This window comes from Halalkalirubrum salinum (assembly GCF_005543295.1).
GTDB lineage: Archaea > Halobacteriota > Halobacteria > Halobacteriales > Haloferacaceae > Halalkalirubrum > Halalkalirubrum salinum.
In genome coordinates this window covers 1-20524 of the sequence record NZ_SRSG01000008.1, presented here as the reverse complement: position 1 = coordinate 20524, position 20524 = coordinate 1, and the positions used below count along the sequence as shown (strand labels likewise).

Below are 20524 nucleotides of genomic sequence, written 5' to 3'. Positions count from 1 at the left end.
TGGCGGAACAAAAACTGCCACCGCGGTGTATGACAACGGCTTCGCTGCGGTTCGTCAGATCGAGACTGCCGAAGGATTCAGTGTCGCGTCTACGCCGAATCACCGCTTCCGAACGATCGACGATGATGGTGGATACGTCTGGAAGGAGGCCGGTGAATTCGAAGCCGACGACACGATACTGTTACAGCGCGGGACGTTTGACGGCGGACGGCGGATGGTTCTCGACACGAGCGAGCGGAACAACTTCTATCACAACACGAACGAAGCACTCTCGCTCCCCGAAAAGATGACTCCGGAACTTGCGGAGTTCCTCGGGTACTACATGGGTGATGGATACGTCCATGACGGCGTCGGAGTCAAACTCGTCGTCGATTCGAGCGCGGATGCGCTCGATGAATATCTCCGTGAACTCGGTGAATCTGTGTTTGGCGTCGAACCCGTCGTTGAAGATCGCGACACGCGCCACGTGCTGACATTCGGTGGTCGACATCTCCCGCGATACTTCGAGGACAACGGCTGGACAAAAGATCGCGGCAACAAGGGTGAAGGAGCAGCGAGTGCGTTCGTACCGACAGAGGTTCTCGGCGGTGACGAGCCGATCGCGAAGGCATTCCTTCGTGGGCTTTTCGAAGCTGATGGCACGGCTTCCAGAAAGGTCGAACTCTCGACGGTGTCGTCGACGCTTGCTGAGCAAGTCCAGACACTGCTGTTAGCGCTCGGATGCGTGTTCGTCTCAGATGTGTTAGAGATGGCAGATCGAGACGACCACTACGGAGATCGGCCGCGGTACAGACTTCGTGGAGCAAACAAACGCGAAGACAAGCGATTCCTCGAAGAGATTGGATTTATTACGAAATCGACCTCTATCAACCTCACCGCACAGTCGTACAAAAACGACTCGTATCCGCCGGCGATCGTCGATGAGCTCAGAAGTGTTGCCGGGTACGAATCGGTTTCACGCGCTGTAAAACACCGAGTGAACCAATCGCCAATCAACGGCTCGATCAGTCGGCAACTCGTCCGTGATATCGAACAAGAGACTGGATCGACGGTAACGCTTGAGGGGCGTCGGCTAACCGATTTCTACGCCGCAACCGTCGAATCTGTCAGCGAAGGCAAAGCCTATACGAAAGATATCAGTGTCCCGTCGAACAACACGTACGTTGCAAACGGCTTTGTGACGCACAACACCACCTCGATGGTCGGAAATACCACGGGTGGCTGTGAGCCGATCTTCAACGTCGCCTACTACAAGAACGTCTCCGACGACGTGCAGGGCGACGAGATGCTCGTCGAGTTCGACGACTACTTCCTGCGGGTGCTGGAGGCCAACGACATCGACGTCGAGACGGTCAAACGCGAGGCCCAAGACCAGATGGCGAACAACGAGTTCGACGGCGTTGAGGGACTTGAGACCGTCCCGGACGCGATCGGTGAGCTGTTCGTCGTCACCTCCGACCTCAGCGGGATCGACCACGCGGGTGTGCAGTGTGCCGCCCAGGAAGGCGTCGATTCGGCAATCTCGAAGACCTGTAACTTCCCGAACTCCGCGTCGATCGAAGACATGGACGAGGTGTACCGCTACATCTACGACAACGGCGGCAAGGGCGTGACCGTCTACCGCGACGGGACGCGATCGAAGCAGGTGCTTACGACCCGGGCGAAGAACACCGAGTTCGCTGACGACGCTGAGGCGGCCGAACAGATCGTCGCCCAGATCGAGGCAGTCTTCGGCGGCATCGAGGGCTTCCTCGACAGCGAGGAGGTTCGTGCGGAGCTCTCCGTGGAGCTTGACAGCCTCTTTGATGGATCTGAAGAGCGCCTTGGAACAAAACAGCCGCGTCCAGACGTGCTCTATGGGGTGACTCAGCGCATCGACACCGGCTACGGGAAGCTCTACGTCAACATCAACGAGGACGCCGAGGGACGGCCATTCGAACTGTTCGCGAACATTGGCAACTCGGGCGGCTTCACTGCCTCGTTCACCGAGGCGCTCGCGAAGACAATCTCGACAGCGCTGCGATCGGGCGTCGATCCAGCAGAGATTGCAAGCGAACTCAAGGGCATCCGGAGTCCGAAGGTCGCCTGGGACAAAGGCGAACAGATCAACTCCATTCCAGATGCGATCGGAACCGCAATGCAACGGTATCTCGACGGTGAGATCGACAAGCCGTACCCGAAACAGCAGAATCTCACCGAACTCGAAGACACTGAGGCGGTGCCACCGGAGACGGACGGCGGTGCGTCGGTGTCAGAGTCGACTACAACGGAAGCGTCAAACACAGCTGAACCATCGGCTGATGCAACCGAGGACCTGCTCGCTGCAGGCGAAAGCCCCGAGTGTCCAGAGTGCGGCAATATGACGCTGTACTTCTCGGAAGGCTGTAAGACGTGTGAGTCCTGCGGCTGGTCTGAGTGTTAATCGGCCAGTAACGATCGGATCTTTTGCGGTTCGATTTCTCTGCGCTGAATCGTCGTCCGTTAGTCAGCGCGTCGGGAGTCGTTCGACCGGCTCTGCGCCGTGGTGGCGACCGCCGGATTGGCCGATCGAGCTGACCTCACTGAAGACGGCTTCGGGGTCTTTGTTCCAGGCCCATCGCCAGCGCGTCTTCGCCGCCAAGTAGAGCTTCCGCGCGGTGCTCAGCTGTGGTGTCGTCGACAGCACGTCGTACTCGAGCGTCCTGATCGCGCGGTGGTGATCGGCGTACAGCACGGCTGCGAGCAACACTGCCAGCTGGCAGTCTTTTGGAAGGTATTTGATCCCTGCAACACCCTCCTCGTAGAGCCGCTCGGTCCGGCGAAGTTCGTCTTTCATGACTGCCGCAAATTGCGGGCTCATCTCGAAGTTGAACAGCTCTTTTTCGGAGACGTCGTGTCTCTCAAGCGTCGCCTGTGGCAGGTAGATCCGATCGCGTTCGACAATATCTTCGCGGACGTCCCGCAGAAAGTTCGTCATCTGAAAGGCTTCTCCCAGCGCAGTTGCGTGTGGGAGTGCAGTTTCGGGCTGTTCGGGCTCCATCACTGCGGTCATCATCCGCCCGACTGCCGACGCGGAGCCGTCCATGTACGCCTCGAGTTCGTCGTAGGTTTCATACCGGGATGTCTCGATGTCAGCCAACATCGCGTCGATGAAGATTTCGACATCGGCGTCGGCGATCCCGTGTCGCGCTCGCATTTCGGAAAAAGCGGCGATGACCGGATCCTCGGCTTCAATCTCACCGAGCGCGGCCCGTTTGAGCGTGATGAGTTCGGCTCGCTGTTCTTCGGGCGTTCGATCACCGGGATCGTCGACGACCTCGTCGGCGACGCGGAAAAAGGCGTACATAACGTACGTCGGTTCTCTGACGCGCTCGGGGAGGAGCCGCGTCGCTACGTGGAACGTCTTACCGGTTCGTTGCTGTATCGCTTTGCTTCGAGCGATGTCGTCGTCGTCAACCATGGATGGAGGTGTGGGGTTCCCTCGTCAGTCGCCTCTCGCGTTTCAGGCGGCAACACATACGTACCCGTTTGTACGTTCGCCAGCGTCATAACAGTTCTTCCGTTGGCGATATCAGCGGCGATGAAATTCCGGTCGAGAATCCTAGTAGAATGTATCTGAACAGTCGTACACGACGCCGTGTTGTGGACAAACATACTTACAGTGTCGGTGTATCATTGCTGATCCACACAGCGGACAGGGCCGCCCGGATCGATCGACTGTCTCAGTCTCGTTCGCGTGCCCGTCCTCGCTCATTCGATCGATACTCAGTCGTCAGTCCGTATAGGTCTACCGCGCCAGAACATTACTCTCTCGCGGCCGGTCGCTCTCGAAACTCGGCGGCGTTGGGCAGATAGATGCCGGTGTTCGGGCGCAACAGGCCGGCATCGAACCGATCGGCCCGGATCAACCCCGCGGCGAAGACCCCTGCGACGACGACGGGCACGGCGTTGCCGAACCACGCGTTGATCGCCCCCCAGAGGATGACGAAGCTGACCATGTCGTCGAGCATGAAATCACAGCGATCAATACGATCGCGGAGCGCGCGCTGTTCGAACGCGTAGTCCATCACCCCGACGGCGACAGCCGCACTCAGCATCCACCCGGCGTAGTTCGACAGCGGAACATCGTAGAAGAGGCCACCGCCTTCATAGGCCCAGAATCCAAGCGACACTGCCGCGGGATCGAGCACGACGTCCATCGTGACGACGGCCGGGATCACGACCGCAAGCCGGACGAGCCACGACCGGGCGCGATCGCCCAGCAACAACAGACACAACAGGTAGGCGTTCATGACGATCGGAAGGAAAAAAAGCGGCAGCGCTGCCGGAATGCCGTCGAGCATTGGGCCAAGCGTCACGCCGTAGCTGAACTCGCCGTAGGGCCATCCCGTCTCGACGCCGAGATACTCAATCCCGTAGGTGTATGCCAACAGGGCTGCGATCCCCACGGCTGCTCGTCGATCGATCGTCGGGAGCACACCAACAATGAGCGGGGCTGCCATGACGGCAGTTCCAAAGAGGATGAGCGGGGCGTTGAACCGAAGCGGACCGGGCACCCACCCCTCCGCAGAGCCGAGAAGCATGACCGCGCCGATGAACGGAAAGAACACCGAGATGGTGAACCGGTTGCCGTTGACAAACGCGTCGAGCCAGGGTTCGGCCTCCGATCGGCTCCGGGGCAGCCACGCGATTGCGCCCTCACGGGTCTCGGCGCTCACACCAGCACCTCCGGGGTGCTCGCTGATCGATCGGCGATCACGGCAGCACCACCCAGATCGGCACGATCTGCCACAGTGCACCTAGCGTTACGAGCGTACCGACGACCGTGTTCAACGCCGGGAACCACCAGTACGCTCGGCTGACCGAGATGTTGCTTTTGACAACGCCGGCGACGAACACCGGATACACCGCCATGAGGGCGCCAAGGCGTGAATCGACGACAAAGAAGGCGGTCGCCGCTGTGATCCAGCAGGCGGCGACGTAGGCGTACGTCCGACGTTCGCCAAGCCACGTCGCTGTCGTCTGGATCCCGGCACGCCGATCGGGTTCGATATCCGGGATCGCCGAAAACGTGTGCATTCCCATCGTCCACAGCCACGCACCCGCGACCGCAAGCACGGGCGGCTGTGTCCCGGCCACGATCGCGTAGGCGGCAGCGCCGGGCAAAATGTACAGCCCGTTGGAGACCGAGTCCGCGATCGGGATCGTCTTGAACCGTGGCGGCGCGCTGTAACCGATTGCAAGCAAAAAGAAGCCCACAAGCCACGGCCACGCGAGTGGAGGAATGACGGCGAACAACAAAACGCCCGCAAGTCCGCTTGCGATCACGGTCACGAGGACGAGCCGGTCGCCTTGCCATCGCGCCTCTTTGTCGTCTTTTTTCGGGTTCTCTTCGTCAATTTCGCGATCGTACAGGTCGTTGACGCCGTACAACAGCACGTTCGCCGGAAACAGAAAGTACCCAAAGAGCAAGACTGCGTCGGGCAGAAACAGCTCTTCGGGGGTGCTCGCGGCTGCGGCAACCGCGACGACGATCGGGCCGGCGAGGTAGAGCCAAAAGCGCGGCCGTGAGAGTGTCAAGAGATACCAGAGCCGATCACGCATCGATCTGTCAGTCCGTCCGGCGCCCGTTTCAACGTTTTCCATGGCTGCTCAATCGGCCATCTGTTCGGCGGTAAGTTGGCCGCTAATCAGACACATCGGCACGCCGATCCCAGGAGTCGTGTACGATCCTGTAAAGTAGAGCCCGTCAACGGCCTTCGAGTGGTGCGGCGGGCGGAACAGCGCCGTCTGTCTGAGTGTGTGGGCCATCCCAAGTGCCGTTCCCTTCATGCTGTTGTAGCGATCGGCGAAATCGTTGACCGAGAACATCCGCTCGAAGACGATCCGATCGCGGAGGTCGACGCCGGTGTTTGCCGCGATATCCTCGAGGACCTGATCGCGATATTCCGCCCGAAGTGACTCAGTGTCGTCGAGTCCAGGGGCGATCGGAACGAGCGCAAAGAGGTTGCTGTGTCCCTCCGGAGCGACGGTGTCGTCGGTCTTCGAGGGGACACAGAGGTAGTAGGCAGGGTCGTCGGGCCACGCCGGGCGATCGAAAATCTGCTCGAAGTGTCCGTCCCACTCTGTCGGCAACACAAGCGTGTGGTGTGCGAGCGGCTCGACGTCGCCTTCGACGCCGAGGTACAACAGGAATGCCGAGGGCGCGTACGTCCGAGATTCCCAGTAGTCCGCGTCGTACTGGCGTTTCTCTGGCGGGAGTAACTCCTGTTCTGTGTGGGCGTAGTCAGCATCCGAAACGACGAGATCAGCGAGGTACTCATCGCCGGTCGCCGTCCGGACTGCAAAGCCGCCGCGTCGACCGGCGATCTCGGTCACCGGCTGGTCGGTTACATATTCGACGCCGAGCTCTGCTCCGAGTTCGACGATCCCGTCGACGACCGCGCCAATTCCTCCGTCGGGGTAGTACACGCCCATGTTGAAATCGACGTGGCTCATCAGGTTGTACAGCGCCGGCGTGTTGTACGGGGAGCCCCCGAGGAACACGAGCGTGTACTGCATGATCTGCTGGAGCTTCGGGTGATCGAAGTAGTCCTCGACGTGGCCTTGCATCGAACCGATAAGCGACAGCCCCCACGAGTACCGAAGCACGTCGAGGTCCATGTAGTCGCGAAAGCGCGGCCGATCGGTGTAGACGAAGTGTTCCATCCCGATCTCGTAGTTTTGTTTCGACTCCTTGAGGTACGCCTCAAGCGCCTCGCCGGCGCCCGGCTCGTAGGACTCGAAGAGCTCTTTGTTCTGCTCGACGTCCGGAACGAGATCGACCTGATCGCCGTCTTTGAAGAAGATCCGGTAGTGCGGGTCGAGCCGCGAGAGCGTGTAGTAGTCCTCAACGTCGCGATCGAAGTGTGCGAAAAATCGCTCGAAGACGTCCGGCATCAGGTACCAGGAGGGACCCATGTCGAAGCGGAATCCGTCCGTTTCAAGACGGCTCGCGCGTCCACCGAGCTGTTTATTCTTCTCGATGAGCGTCACGTTCGCGTCGGCGTCGGCAAGGTAGCAGGCAGTCGAGAGCCCGCCGAAGCCGCCGCCAATGACGACAACGTCCTGGCCGGCGACCGACGAGAGGGATTTGTGATCGACGTTGATCTGGCTCCGTTCGGCGGCAAAATCCATACAGACGGTACGTTGTGTGTGGGTATAAAATACCGGACTTTGGGTGTCGGTTTGGGCCGACAATTCGGCTGCAGGGGTGGACATGCCGCGGTTCGAGCGCACATTTAGGACGCCGGAGCCCGTAGCCCACTTATGAGTGATCGGACGGTTGTTGTCACTGGCGGAACGCGCGGGATTGGACGGGCGATCGTTGCAGCTTTTGTCGACGACGGCGCACAGGTGATCTTTTGCGGCCGCGACGCCGAGGCGGTTGCGGCGATCGCCGGCGACGACGAACAGCTCACCGGCGTTCGCGCCGACGTTCGCGACGAGTTCGATGCCGAGCGGCTGATGGAAACCGCGGCGAAAGCCGGCGGTGGGACGATCGATGTCGTGATTGCGAACGCTGGGGTCAACCACGGGACACCCGGGGAGATGCCGCTACCCGAGGAGCCGTACGCCCGCTTTGACGACACGATGCGAACGAACGTCCGCGGCGTCTTTGCGACGATCGCCGAGGCGATTCCACACCTGAGCGACGAGGGTCGGGTGCTCGTTCCCTCCGGAAAGATCGCCCGCGAGCCGAAGCCGAATATGGGTACATACGCGATCTCGAAAGCCGGCGCGGAGGCAGTCGCACGGGCATTTTCGACCGACATTGACCAGCCGGTTGCGGTTGTCGATCCGGGACTTGTTGCGACCGATCTCACCGGCGTCGACTCGGCCCGATCGCCCGAGGATGTCGCGCCAATGTTTTTGTGGGCGGCGACGGACGCCGATCCGGCGACGATCGACGGCGAGGTGGTCGATCTCAGAACATGGAAGAAAGCCACCCGGTGACGCCATCGTTGGTCAGGTGGACGAGCCGCTAGCGTGATGTTTCCGGCTGGTAGACAAGCCGCTAGCGTGCCGTTACAGGCCGTCTTCACTGCATTGATCGGGCGATTCTTCACACAGCCGATCGTGTATCGCGCATGGTCCACGCTGGTGTCTCAATTTGTCCGTCCATTCGCGGTGATCTGCGGTGACTCGACTTTCGATCGACTATCGATCCCACCCGCCAGTCCGCGAGTTGATTGCCCGGGTTCGCTTCGCTGCCGAGTGCGTGAGCCTCGGGTTCGACGGCTGGGAGGAACCGGCGCTCGCCGGCCCCGGCCTCTACGTTGGGATCGTCGCCGATCGGGAGTACGGCATGTACGCCGACTCCATGGGTGATACCCGCTGGCCTGTCAAGCAGTGTGCGTCCGCCTACACCGAGGATGCGTTCGTTGACACTTGCCGACAGGTCGCTCGCGAGTGTGACGGGGCTGTGATCATCGCCGTTGACGGCCAGATTGAGTCATCGATGGTTCGGTTTCGGGATTACTCCGGCGAGGATAGCGATCCAGATGAGATCGGCTACGAGCCGTGGATGGGTGCTAGACACATGAGCGCGATCGAAACCTCGCTGCGGCCGGCGGTCGTCGCGACGGTGACACTCAGCGAGGAGACGGGGCGGGTGTCGACGTTTGAGGACGGGACGATGCACACGGCCACGCGTGATCGAATTGCCGAGCGCTGGCGCTCGGCTTAGTGACTGAGCGGGTTCAACACGCGATCGGCGCCTGACCGCGGTCGGCGAACCGACGAGGTGCCAGCCGAGGCCGCCGGTATCGGTGGCTACATTTGTCCGCTCGAAAAATCACGTCCATGGACTTGCCGTTCACGACGACGATGCCGGTTCGGTTTCGTGATATCGATGCGATGGGCCACGTCAACAACGCGGTGTACGTCACGTACCTCGAACAGGCGCGAGTGGTGTTTTTCGAGGAGGCGCTGGGCCTCAGCGTTCGCGATGCTGGATCGGTGATCGCCTCGCTGTCGATCGACTACGAGCGGCCGATCGAACTCGGCGACGAGGTGTCGATCGGCATCGGCGTCGGCGACATCGGCCGATCGAGTATTCCGATGACGTACGAGATTCGATCGAACGGTGACCGTGCGGCAACTGCGGAGACCGTGTTGGTGTTGATCGACGCTGAAACCGGGTCGTCTCGTCGGATTCCAGAGCCGTGGCGCGAGGCGATCGCTGAGTACAGTGTCCCTGACACGATCGAGGAGTGAATCGCGGTCGTCGCCGTGTGTGATTCTCGTCACGAGCCGAAGGTACTTGCCCTCGAAGCACCAACCGCTGTGTATGTCGCTAACGCTGTACGCGCTCGATGGCTGCCCATTCTGTGTGAAGGTACACGATGCCCTCTCGGAGCACGGAATCGAGTATGAAACCGTCTGGACAGACGCGATGCACTCGGATCGAAACGAGGTCAAACGCGTCAGCGGCCAGCGCGGCGTGCCCGTTCTCGTCGACGACGATCGCGGCGTGACGATGTGTGAAAGCGACAACATCCTCGAATACATTGAGCAGACGCTCGCATAAGGACAAATCATGAAAATATACACCGGCCGCGGCGACGAGGGACTGACAGATCTGCGGGACATGTCGCGGGTCTCGAAGACGAGCCCACGGATCGAAGCCTACGGCACCGTCGACGAAGCTAATGCCCTTATCGGGTCGATCCGCCCGAGTGGCTACGACGATGTCGACGAGTGGCTGGAGACGATCCAGAACCACCTCCACATCATCCAGGCCGATTTTGCGAATCCCGACCCGGATCCTGACGATCCCCAGATCAAAGAAGCCCACATCGACGCGCTCGAAACGATGATCGACACCGCAGACGAGGCACTCGACCCGCTGCAGTCGTTTATTCTTCCCGGCGGGAGCGAGGCCGGCGCGCGCTTGCACCACGCTCGGGCGGTTGTCCGGCGGGCCGAACGCCGATCGGTCTCGCTGGCGGGGACCGATCCGGTCAACGAGGAGGCGATCGTCTACCTCAACCGCCTCTCTGACGCGCTTTTCACCCTCGCCCGATTGGTCAACAAACGCGACGGCGTCCCCGAAGAGTCGCCGTCGTACTGACCCGATCGCTCACTTCGACTCCGGTTTGACGATCGACCAGCGACGTATTTCGTGTTCTGTGATCCAACACAAAGAATATATCTGTTGGCTGCGTAAGGACGAATATGAACCGACACTTCAAAGACGCATGGTATTACCTCGGTCGAACAGTGTTCCACGTGCGAGCGGGGCTCTCAGAGCAGCTTTCGCCGATCGAAACGCGCGTGCGAAAGGCGCTGGGCCGGGAGGTTGAGCAGCCACAGGTCTCCCGTGTGGAGACGGTCAAAGCTGAACTCCGTGAGTTGCCGTCCCGCGTTGCGGGGGAAGCCCGTGAGGTGACTGCTGAGGCCCGCCACCGGGTCCGCGGCGAGCAATCCGACGACATCGAACAGCCACCTACGGCGTAACCGAGCCGCGGGCGACGATCGGCCCATTCTTTCGAGAAGTATCGGTCAGCGTCAACGATGGAACTACCTCGGAGAGAAACCCCACAATCCTGCCATGACTACAGTCCCTGTCAGTCGTCGAGGGACTGAGATCGTATTTTGATATGTATCGGTATGCAAATAATAGGATCCAATACATATCGTATTATAAAACATATATTTTTATATTATTAATAACTAGCATAACATGAATTTCATGAAAAGCGACGCACGCACGGTGACACCGGCGACCCGTATGGTGTTTTATAACAGGGGGCAATAAGTCAGCGCTCTCGATCGAGAGTACCATTCATGCAGGTAGCTAATAGTCAAAACGACCCGTGTGCGTTTCGATTTGATCTCAGACATACCGAAGCGGTATGGGGACCAATTGAGGACTACAATGAGACAGTAGTCGAGTGGTTGGGATACGATTCTACCGAGCTAGTCGGCGAGCCGCTGGAGTCGGTCGTTGCGCCTGTTGAGGCGATGGATGCTGACAACCTCTACTCGATACAGACGGCCGGTGGCGATCGCGTGTGGGCGTGCGAAGTAACACCGCCTGCAGCGGATCAACCCGTAGAGGGAACCGAAACAAGAGTTTACCTCTTGTTGGCAGGCGGGTCCGACCAGGAGTCAACAGTCACAACTCCTCACGCGTCAACATCAATAGAGAGCACTACCCAGGCGGCCACAGTACACTCAAATAGAACGCCGAATACTGCCGTTCTTGAGATGACAGCGGCAATGAACGAGGCGGACAGTGTTGAGCAAGCAGCGGAGGTGGCTCTTGGGACAGTAGACGAACTGTGTAATCGGCCGGGGGCCGCACTTTGGCGCCACGATCCAGCAACTGAGCGCTTCGAAAGATATCCAAAATCAGACGCAACCGTTGACCGCACAGCGGGACCAACCGATCGCTCGCCTGACTCTGTCGTCGGGGATGTCTACGAGGCAGGTGACCCGAAACTGATCGACTACACCGCTGATTCGGATCGAACCCCTGATTCCGAAGCAACTGTACAGCGCGAGTTGCTCGTGCCCATCGATGAATTCGGGGTTATGAGCGTCGATGCGCCCGGACAAGAGTCGTTAACAGACAACAGCCGCGAAACGATCGTACGTGTCGCAGCGGCATTCGAAACGGCGGTCACTCGGATCGCTAACAACGCGCGCCTCAAGACAAAAAGCGACGTATCTCAACGGCTTTACGAAATCGTTACCAGCGATATGGGGTTCGATGAGACTCTCGAAGCGTTGCTCTCGCTGGGGTGTGAGCATCTGTCACTGGATACGGGTGTCGTCTCCCGGATCAAAGGAGATGGAGACACTCACCGCGTCGAAACAGTTGTCACCGAAACTGATCGGATAACTGACGAAGCCGTACACCAGTTCGCGGAGACGCTGTGTCCGATGGTGACCGAAGCGAACGCTGCGGGACCGGTCGCGATCGCTGATCTCGAGGATATCGACTGTCTCGATCGAGCAGCGCTAGCGGAGGGCGCTAACACGTACGTTGGGTATCCGCTCATTGTCGAGGAGGAGATCTACGGGGCCGTCTGCTTTTGTGGCGCAGCGACTTTCGAGACAGAAAACGATCTGATCAACACAGAGTTTGTCAGCGCTATCGGAGGATGGATTGGAAACGAGATCGAACAACAAACCCGATACAGAGAGCTTCGCCGGTACGAGACAATTTTGGAAGCTGTTGGTGATCCAGTGTACGCACTCGATACTGACGGCCGATTTACATATGTAAACCAAGCGGCAAAAGAGGACTTCGGCTACGGTCAAGAGATTATCGGACAACACGTCTCCGTGGGAATGGATCTGGAGGATGTCGCACAGATCTCCGATGAGATACATAAACTAGCAAGCGACGATCGCCGGACCCTGTCGACCGAGTTCACTCTCAGAGACGCTGACGGTGAGGAGCGCATCGTGGAAAACAGCCTCGCGCTCATTAGAGATGACGGAGTAACCGGCTCGGCGGGCATACTCCGGGACGTGACCGAACAACGTAGACAGAACCGTCGACTAAAATCGTTTAAACAGGCCATCGAAACCGCTAGTGAGGGTATTGCAATACTGGACGGCGACACGTACGTGTATGTCGACCAAACCCACGCGGATATATACGGGTTCGAAGACCGGTCTGATCTTCTCGGCGACACGTGGCAGAAGCTCTACCGATCGAACGAACAGATCGCGTGGTTCGAATCAGAGGTATTCCCGGTCCTCGCCGCGGAAGGACGATGGAGCGGGCGCATTACCTCCGAACGGCCCGACGGAGCTGAACTGACGGTGTGGCTCTCGCTCACTGTGTTGAGAGACAATCGACTGCTGTGCATCGTTCGAGATGAGACCGAGCGTGTGGCGCGCGAACGCGAACGCCAACGTAACGAGCGCCGATTCGAGTCGGTATTTAATGATCCACAGAGTCTCATGGCGTCTGTCGAGACAGACGGGTCGATTATTCAATTGAACAAAGCTGCACGTGAGTATCTCTGCCAAGACGGTGATGTTGCTGGTGTCGCATTGTGGGATCTTGAGTGGTTCGCAGACAAACCCGAATTCCAAAAAGATGCACAGGCACGTATCCGTCGATCGGCCGCTGGTGAGTACATCGACTGGGAACAATCGTTTGAGGACGAAAACGGACAAACAATACATCTCTCTGGGACAATTCGACCGGTAACAGATGACAATGGCACTGTCGAATCACTGATAATCTCCGGGAGAGATGTGACAGGTCGCGAGCGCAGGCGACGGGAACTCGAATCGTTCCAACAAGCGATCGAATCCGCAGAAGACGGCGTTGCAGTGCTTGAAGAGGATGAATATGTTTTCATCGACCAGACCCACGTTGACATGTACGGCTTTGAGAGTACCGAGCAACTGCTTGGAAAGACGTGGAAGAAGCTCTACGACAAAGCCGAGGTCGAACGCCTAGAGGCGGAAGCCTTCCCCGCGCTTAGCTCAGAGGGATACTGGCGAGGTGACGTGACTGGTACCCGGCCAGATGGGTCGACATTCCCCGCAGAGTTATCTCTGACAATTGTTGAGGACGGCCGGCTCGTCTGTACTGTCCGTGATGAGTCCGAAAAGAAAGAGCGCGAACGCGAGTTACAGCTCAAAGAACAGGCGATGGATGCCGCAAGTGTTGGGATTCAGATTACAGACCCAACAAAGCCGAACAACCCGCTTGTGTACGTCAACGACGGGTTTGAACGGATTACTGGGTATGAAAAGGCTGAAGTGCTCGGAAAGAACCCGCGGTTCCTCCAAGGAACAGACACGAAAGACGCATCCTTGGATGCCATTCGAAAAGCGATCGAAGCGCAGCGGTCCGTGACGCTTGAGCTACAAAACAAGCGCAAAGACGGGACTGCATACTGGAACCGCCTCTCGATCACACCGGTGTTCGACAATGGTACGCTGGTGAATTATATCGGGATCCAACAGGATGTGACCGAGCGCTACCGGCGTATTGAGACACTCGAAGACAGACAACGCCGATTAGACCTCACATTGAGTGGCACCGGAACTGGCATTATCGAGATAGAGATGAAAACGGGCGCAGTGACTACAGATGACTCGCTTGAGGATGTGTTCAATACGGAACTACAAAGCTTCAACGACGTACTGAAGTCGTTACATCCGGCCGATCGGTCGAAATTAGCAACCGCATTTGACTCACTCAAGAACGATATCGACACCTGGTCAGGGGAAGCCCGTATTACGGCTACAGAGACGACTCGGTGGGTCGCAATTCGAGCCATTGCTGTTGAGGGGGTCGACGACTCCGACCGCATACTTGCGACAGTCACCGATATCAGCGAACGAAAGCAACGCGAGGCACAGTTGTACGAAGAGCGAGAGCGGTTTCGGATGCTCGTTGACGCGGTCGACGAGTACGCGTTTGTCGTCTTCGATACCGACGGAGCGATCGCGGCGTGGAACGATAGCGCAGAACGGCTGTTCGGCTACGATCGCGAGACTGCGATCGGAATGCCGATGGAGGTACTTCATCCTGCGGACGAGCAAGCCAACGATGTACCAAACCGACTGCTTGAGCAAGCACGCATCAGTGGTGAAAGCGCTGACAGCGGAAAACGGGTACGGGCCGACGGCACGACCTTCCCCGCAGACGTCCGCTACGCTCCGATCGAAAACGATAGTGGTGCGTTCCGCGGATACGCGATGATCTGTCGGGATCTGACTGACCAGCGCGAACGAGAACGGCGGACCCAGCGGTTCGTCGAAGAATCCATCGACGTTGTAAGTGTACTCGAAAAAGATGGTTCCATAGAGTACGTCAGCCCCGTCATTGAGCGCGTATTGGCGTACAGAAGCGACGAACTGCTGGGAGAGAATTTGTTCGATCTCATCCATACTGAAGACAGAACAGCGGCGATGGACGCGTTTTTCTCGACCGTCTCAGATCCAGAGGCACATTCGCAGATCGAGTGTCGGGCACGAGCCAGCGATGGGACGTGGCGGACCCTCGATGTGCGGATGTTCAACTACGAGGATGATAGTGCGATCGGGGGCATGCTGTTATACCTTCGTGATGTCACCGAACAGAAACGTCAAGAGCGTCGATTTGAGGGCATATTCCAGCAAGCGTCTCAGTTTATCGGTCTGTTGGACGCGAACGGTCGGTTTCTCGAGGTAAACGAGTCACTCACAGAGCACACCGCAGAGTCGATCGACGAGGTAATCGAGCAGACATTCAGTACTCTCTCGTGGTGGGACCACGATCAAGAGGCAAAACAGTGGGCCACAAAAGCAGTGCGAACCGCCGCTGGCGGAGAGTTCGTTCGCTACGAGACTGCAATTCTTACACCTTCGGGGCTGATTACGGTCGACATGGCTATCAGTCCGGTCGCCGATGAGACTGGAAATGTCGATCTATTGATACTTGAGGTGCGAGATATCACTCAAAAACATCGGCGACGGCAGTACCTCCAGGCGCTTCAGCGAATTATGCGCCACAACATCCGAAACGACTTGACAAAAGCTCGTGGGTACGCAGAGATGATCGCCGATCGGGTGGACGACGAGCAGACGGCCACCGCGGTCGATGTGTTAACAGATGTATTCGACACGTGGGATTCGATGACCGAAAAGACGAGAGAGATTCAACGGCTACTCTCTGATGACGATGCGTTCAGCCGCTCAGCGGTTACCCCGTTGATGGCGTCGACACTCGAAGAGGTAGCGCGATTGCATCCAGAAGCGACCGTTGCACTAACAGAAACCCAAAGTGAAGCGGTTGTCTCAAGTACGGTCCGCGCAGCGTTGATCGAACTCATCGACAACGCCATAGCAGCCTCACCAACAAACGAGGTATCGTTGACCGTCTCAAGTGACGATGACTGGGTAGACTTTGAAGTTGCAGACAACGGCCCCGGTCTTCCAGAGATGGAGGCCAGTGTCCTCGAAGAGGGCGAGGAGACGCCGCTGAATCATGGCCAGGGCGTCGGTCTTTGGCTTGTAAGGATGGTCGTGACTGGCTCAGGAGGAGAGGTGAACGTCCGCGAGAACGATCGTGGAACGGTCATCGAGTTGCGACTTCCAAACTGCTATGCACAATCACCACAGTTAGCTCGGAGTAGTCAAGGAGAGCTATGACGGAAGTATCACACAACTCTGATAGTACGTCGAGCGTGGAATCCGAAAACGAGTCGGATGAGTCGGACGGGTCGACCGAGGTGGAGGTACTAATTGTCGAAGATGATATAAATTTAGCAGAACTCTACGCAGCGTGGCTCGGTGATATATGTAATACTCGGGTTGCACATGACGGATATGACGGCTGGGAGCAGTTCGATGAAGCAGTTGATGTCGTGCTTTTAGATCGCGTGATGCCACGGATGTCGGGCGACGAACTCCTCAGGCGTATCAGAGACGCTGACGTAGACTGCCAAGTCGTGATGGTATCGGCGGTGCAACCCGGGGTAGATATTGTTCGCATGGGCTTCGACGCGTACGTACAAAAGCCGACCACGGAAACAGAGCTCAAACAGACGATCGACCGGATGCAGACCCGCGCGACGTACGATGAGCAGCTTCGAGAGTTGTTTTCGCTGATGGAGCGGCAGTCAACGCTTGAAGCATCGACCGATCCGAAGGTGCTTGAAGAAAGCAGTGAGTACGCGGCGCTCACGGAGCAGTTGGCTCAGGTACAAGAGTCCGTAGAAATGCTCTTGACGAGCCTACCAGACGAGGATTTCAGGGCCGCTGTTGAGCGAATGCAGCGGACAAAAACCGAACGCGAAGAACGCCGACGCAACGAATCATTGACAAACGACGTGATGGACACCTCCCGGGAAGGGACCGTCGTCGTTGATGCGGATGGAGAAATCGTGTGGGCAAACAGTGCCGTTGAGACGCTTCTCGGGGTGCCTCCTGCTTCGCTCGTAGGGCACATGTATGCAGAAGCCGCACCTGACGTTTACCGTGGAATCACCGCAACAGAAGGTCCGCTCGGCGACCTAGTTCAGCAGGTACTCGCATCTGACATGGAACACACAACAGCTGTGACTGTGCCGTCCGACGGAAACAGCACCCTACGTCAGTTGGAGTACTGGAGCGCCCCGATCAAGACAGGGTTGTACGCAGGCGGCCGGATTGAACACTTCCACGACATTACGCGCCAGCACGAACGGGAACAAACATTGCACACCCTCCAGCGAGCGACCCACTGGTTGGTAACCGCCACGACTGCTGCGGCAATAACGAGAGAAATCGTCGACACGGCTACTGAGGATCTTGAGTTTTCGACGGCGGCGTTATTTCGGTGGGATGAGACAACCGGAGAACTCTCGCCGGTCGCCGCCGCGGGAGCGATCGACGACCCAACACAACTCCCAACAGTCACTGATGGAACGGGACCACTTTGGTCGACATTTACCGAACAACAGACGACACACTCACAACAATATTCTACGGGTGATACTCCCCAGCCGGAGTGGCTTGCGTCACTCGGGACCTGGATGTTGTGTCCGCTGGAACGTCGAGGGGTGTTGCTTGTTGGATTTGACGAACAGCCTTCGAGCTATGAGTTCGATGTTGACCTTGCGGAGATGTGGGCTGCAAACGCCGAACGATCGCTCACTCGGCTCCAGCAGGACAACGCGCTCAGACAGCGAGACCGACGGCTCGAGTGGCAAAACAGCCGACTGGAGCGGCTCGATCGGATCAACAGGCTCATTCGGTCGATAAGCAAGGTTGTTGTCGGCGCTGAGACCCGCGAAGGAATCGAGCGGGACGTGTGTCGCCAGATTGCGGGGATCGATCGCTTCCCGTTTGTCTGGATTGCTGATTGGCCGGTCGAACGCACTTCTCTTGAGACGAAGGCTGTCGCCGGAGACGGCGGTGGGTATCTTGATGGACTCACTGGACAGCCAGACCCAGCTGAAACGGGTGAGATCAACACCAATACGCGGCTCCCCGCAGCGCAATCGATTCAGAAAACAGCGCCGGTCGTTATTGAGGACGTTCTGTCAGTCTCGACAGAGACGTGGTGGCGAGGTGAGGCGCTGTCACTTGGTCACCACGCAATCCTCGCGGTCCCACTAGTCCACGGAGAAACGATCCACGGTGCGCTTGAAATCCACAGCGCAAGTCCACAGGGATTTGATGACGACGAGGTCAACGCATTCGCCGAACTCGGCCAGACGATCGGTCACGGCATTAGCTCTGTTCACCAACGAGAGTCGCTGCTTGCTGGCGGCGGCGTCGAATTAGAGTTTGAAGTGACGACCAAGTCGTCTACTATCACCGACATCGCCAGTACACTTGGTGACAACATTACCATTCAAAACGTTACACCAATCCGGGGCGGCGGATATGCTGCTTTCATTTCTGTGCCAACAGAGTCTGATGACCACGATACCGGAATTCTCGGTGATGCACTTGCCGATCGGACAGACGTGTCGGTTGTTCAAACAAACCCAGCATCAACAGTGCTGAGAGTATCTATTGACGCAGAATCAGTGTTGACCCCGTTTATCGAGTATGGTGGCGCACTCGAACGACTCGAGTACCGATCTGGGGGCGATCAGCGGGTGATTGTTACGGTTGATCGAGGCGTCGACATCAGACGCTATGTCGAGGCGATCAACGATAGCAGCCCGACGACTAGATTTGTCGCGCGCCGCGAGCGTGGAGATACGACAAGTGGATTCATCGATACTGTCCAAGCGGTCGACAAAACGCTTACTAAGCGCCAGCGTGAGGTAGCACAAACCGCGTTCTATGCGGGATATTTTGAGTGGCCACGCGAGGCCGACTCATCGACAGTTGCGGACACCATCGGTATTGCTCAGTCTACTTTTCAACAGCACCTCAGAAGCGCTGAAAAGAAGATACTCACCGTCTTGTTTGGCGGGAAATAACACCGCTGCAGCTAACGGCTGCAGGAAAACCCGATATATATCGGTGTCAGAGATCACACTTCGACATGTATCGTGAAAAGGAATTCACGTATTCCCGTGCAGCAAATTAACAATGAGTGGTTTGCACGCTCTAGGTCGGCACGTTCCGACAGCGGATGGCGGCCCATCGCGTAAGCAGGACGGCCGGGCTCAACTACTGGACTCATTCACAGCGAAGCAGCGTCCACAGATTGATTCGATACTGGTTGTTGGGCCGCCACAATCTGGTAAATCCGAGTTGGCGATCGATATACTCGGTCACTACGCTGATGATGCTGTGTTCGCCACGACAAACACCAGTGCCGAGCGGATCGAAACAGCCTTTAGCAACCGAGCGGCGACCACTCTAGAGCACCTCCACATTGTTGAATCCACGACCTACCAACAGACTGGAGCGCAATCACTGGATAGTGCTCGTGTGACAAAAACCGGGCGAAACACCACTGCTGTCGGCGTGAGCATCACCAATGCGATTGAGGCGATAGAACAGACCACCGATAGTCGGCTGGGGATTGGGATCGACTCGCTCTCGCATTTCTTATTGAGCGGAGAGGGAACGAACGTGTATCGCTTCACGAAGGCGTATGTTGATCTGGCAAAGGCACCCCACTCGATTGGAGTCGCAACGGTCGATACGGGCATTGGGTATGATAATCAGACAACTGCACTTCAGCATTACTTTGATGTCGTCGTTGAAACCCGCACAGACCCAGTTCGGGGATATCGGACACGGACGAATGCGAAAGACAGCGACTGGATCGAGTTTTGAGGAACTAAACAAGTCAAAAGAGAGTCTCTTAGTGTCAAAACCGATCGCTCCTACTAAATTGATATTTTGATGATATCACTGACCACAGTTTAGGACCGACCAGTTAGACAAGTATGTGCCGATCGATCGATTTTTGCGCTCGTTTCACCCGACAAGGTAACTGTTAAGTCGATCGTCGGGCAACGGTTGAGTGCGATCGGGTTGGTGGTCTAGCCAGGTTATGACGGCTCCTTCACACGGAGCAGGTCGGCAGTTCGAATCTGCCCCAACCCACTAGTTCTCTTAGTACTGCTGAATGAGCAGGTCGGTATTCCCGCCGAGCGTAGTGAGGTGGGAAGCAGCAGACGATCGTAGGGAGTCCGCCAGCGTTCGAATCTGCCCCAACCCATTTCTACTTCCTCACCGACGAGCGTGGCGAGGTTGCTTGCAACCACAAGTGGTGTTCAAACTCTTGTGGCACACTATGTGCCGACGCGGATCAATCCGTACACTCGGTCTCGGGGACTACAACCCTACAAACCAGTAGCTGGAAATAAATCATCGTCCAGAGGCGGGAACCCCAATCAAAAACCAGGCCCGGGGAGGACGTTACATTGCACTTTCCGGCGACATGTGCACTCTACTGGATGACTGGATTGAGACAAGTGAAGTACCACGGGTCGGGTGACCCGTAGCGTCCGTGTCTAGTCCGCCGTAGACGCAACAGTCTTTAATTCCACTCGCACTCCCTTCTCAGGTCGTGCCGACTCCGTGTCGGTAACACCCGAAGCGAAAACCGCTCCGTGAGCGTCGGCCTCTTCACACAGGCCCGATA

14 protein-coding genes, 1 tRNA gene and 2 pseudogenes are annotated in these 20524 nt (G+C 57.6%); 12 read left to right on the top strand and 5 right to left on the bottom strand.

The features are described 5' to 3' along the window. Window positions 1–214 precede the first annotated feature (214 nt). Together E5K03_RS17975 and E5K03_RS17970 are read left to right on the top strand one after the other, a co-directional pair. Window positions 215–832 (top strand): annotated as a pseudogene (locus E5K03_RS17975) (LAGLIDADG family homing endonuclease); the annotation flags it as partial. A gap of 285 nt (window positions 833–1117) precedes the next feature. Beyond that, a pseudogene (locus tag E5K03_RS17970) lies at window positions 1118–2422 on the top strand (TSCPD domain-containing protein); the annotation flags it as partial. Between the two features lie 63 nt (window positions 2423–2485). Here the strand turns inward: E5K03_RS17970 and E5K03_RS01960 are convergent. The 5 genes from E5K03_RS01960 to E5K03_RS01945 form a co-directional block, all read right to left on the bottom strand. Beyond that, window positions 2486–3439 (bottom strand): phytoene/squalene synthase family protein, encoded by a 954-nt coding sequence (locus tag E5K03_RS01960; RefSeq protein WP_138004696.1) that lies wholly within the window; start codon window positions 3437–3439, stop codon window positions 2486–2488. Window positions 3440–3580: 141 nt separating this feature from the next. Beyond that, complete coding sequence (locus E5K03_RS17795; RefSeq protein ID WP_303645960.1) at window positions 3581–3733, bottom strand: HVO_2523 family zinc finger protein; 153 nt, start codon at window positions 3731–3733, stop codon at window positions 3581–3583. Window positions 3734–3782: 49 nt separating this feature from the next. Then, a complete protein-coding gene (gene cruF, locus E5K03_RS01955; protein ID WP_240729916.1) occupies window positions 3783–4697 on the bottom strand; it encodes a bisanhydrobacterioruberin hydratase in 915 nt (304 codons plus the stop codon). 37 nt (window positions 4698–4734) lie between these two features. After that, window positions 4735–5625 carry a prenyltransferase gene (locus E5K03_RS01950; protein WP_138004695.1) on the bottom strand — a complete coding sequence of 297 codons (891 nt, stop codon included), beginning with the start codon at window positions 5623–5625 and terminating at the stop codon, window positions 4735–4737. Between the two features lie 6 nt (window positions 5626–5631). Further along, window positions 5632–7155, bottom strand: coding sequence for a phytoene desaturase family protein (locus E5K03_RS01945; RefSeq protein ID WP_138004694.1), 1524 nt, complete (start codon window positions 7153–7155; stop codon window positions 5632–5634). A 132-nt stretch (window positions 7156–7287) separates the two neighbouring features. Between E5K03_RS01945 and E5K03_RS01940 the strand changes: the two genes are divergently transcribed. The 10 genes from E5K03_RS01940 (at window position 7288) to E5K03_RS01895 (ending at window position 19983) form a co-directional block, all read left to right on the top strand. Continuing rightward, window positions 7288–7974 carry an SDR family NAD(P)-dependent oxidoreductase gene (locus tag E5K03_RS01940; RefSeq protein WP_138004693.1) on the top strand — a complete coding sequence of 229 codons (687 nt, stop codon included), beginning with the start codon at window positions 7288–7290 and terminating at the stop codon, window positions 7972–7974. Between the two features lie 184 nt (window positions 7975–8158). Beyond that, entirely contained in the window at window positions 8159–8707 is a 549-nt protein-coding gene (locus E5K03_RS01935) for a diadenylate cyclase (protein ID WP_138004692.1), read from the top strand. A gap of 116 nt (window positions 8708–8823) precedes the next feature. After that, window positions 8824–9237 carry an acyl-CoA thioesterase gene (locus tag E5K03_RS01930; protein WP_138004691.1) on the top strand — a complete coding sequence of 138 codons (414 nt, stop codon included), beginning with the start codon at window positions 8824–8826 and terminating at the stop codon, window positions 9235–9237. Between the two features lie 73 nt (window positions 9238–9310). After that, window positions 9311–9550, top strand: coding sequence for a glutaredoxin family protein (locus E5K03_RS01925; protein ID WP_137196461.1), 240 nt, complete (start codon window positions 9311–9313; stop codon window positions 9548–9550). A 9-nt stretch (window positions 9551–9559) separates the two neighbouring features. Then, window positions 9560–10093, top strand: coding sequence for a cob(I)yrinic acid a,c-diamide adenosyltransferase (locus E5K03_RS01920; protein WP_137196460.1), 534 nt, complete (start codon window positions 9560–9562; stop codon window positions 10091–10093). Window positions 10094–10197: 104 nt separating this feature from the next. After that, the gene (locus tag E5K03_RS01915) at window positions 10198–10479 is read left to right on the top strand and encodes a DUF7553 family protein (RefSeq protein WP_138004690.1); all 282 of its coding nucleotides are present in this window, start codon (window positions 10198–10200) and stop codon (window positions 10477–10479) included. Window positions 10480–10809: 330 nt separating this feature from the next. Beyond that, the gene (locus E5K03_RS01910; protein WP_138004689.1) at window positions 10810–16134 is read left to right on the top strand and encodes a PAS domain S-box protein; all 5325 of its coding nucleotides are present in this window, start codon (window positions 10810–10812) and stop codon (window positions 16132–16134) included. Then, window positions 16131–18902 (top strand): bacterio-opsin activator domain-containing protein, encoded by a 2772-nt coding sequence (locus E5K03_RS01905; protein ID WP_138004688.1) that lies wholly within the window; start codon window positions 16131–16133, stop codon window positions 18900–18902. Before E5K03_RS01910 ends, E5K03_RS01905 begins: the two co-directional genes overlap by 4 nt. Window positions 18903–19014: 112 nt before the next feature. Next, on the top strand, window positions 19015–19710 hold the full coding sequence (locus E5K03_RS01900; RefSeq protein WP_449267294.1) for a DUF7504 family protein: 696 nt from the start codon (window positions 19015–19017) through the stop codon (window positions 19708–19710). 198 nt (window positions 19711–19908) lie between these two features. After that, a tRNA-Val gene (locus E5K03_RS01895) sits at window positions 19909–19983 on the top strand. The last annotated feature ends 541 nt before the right edge of the window (window positions 19984–20524 follow it).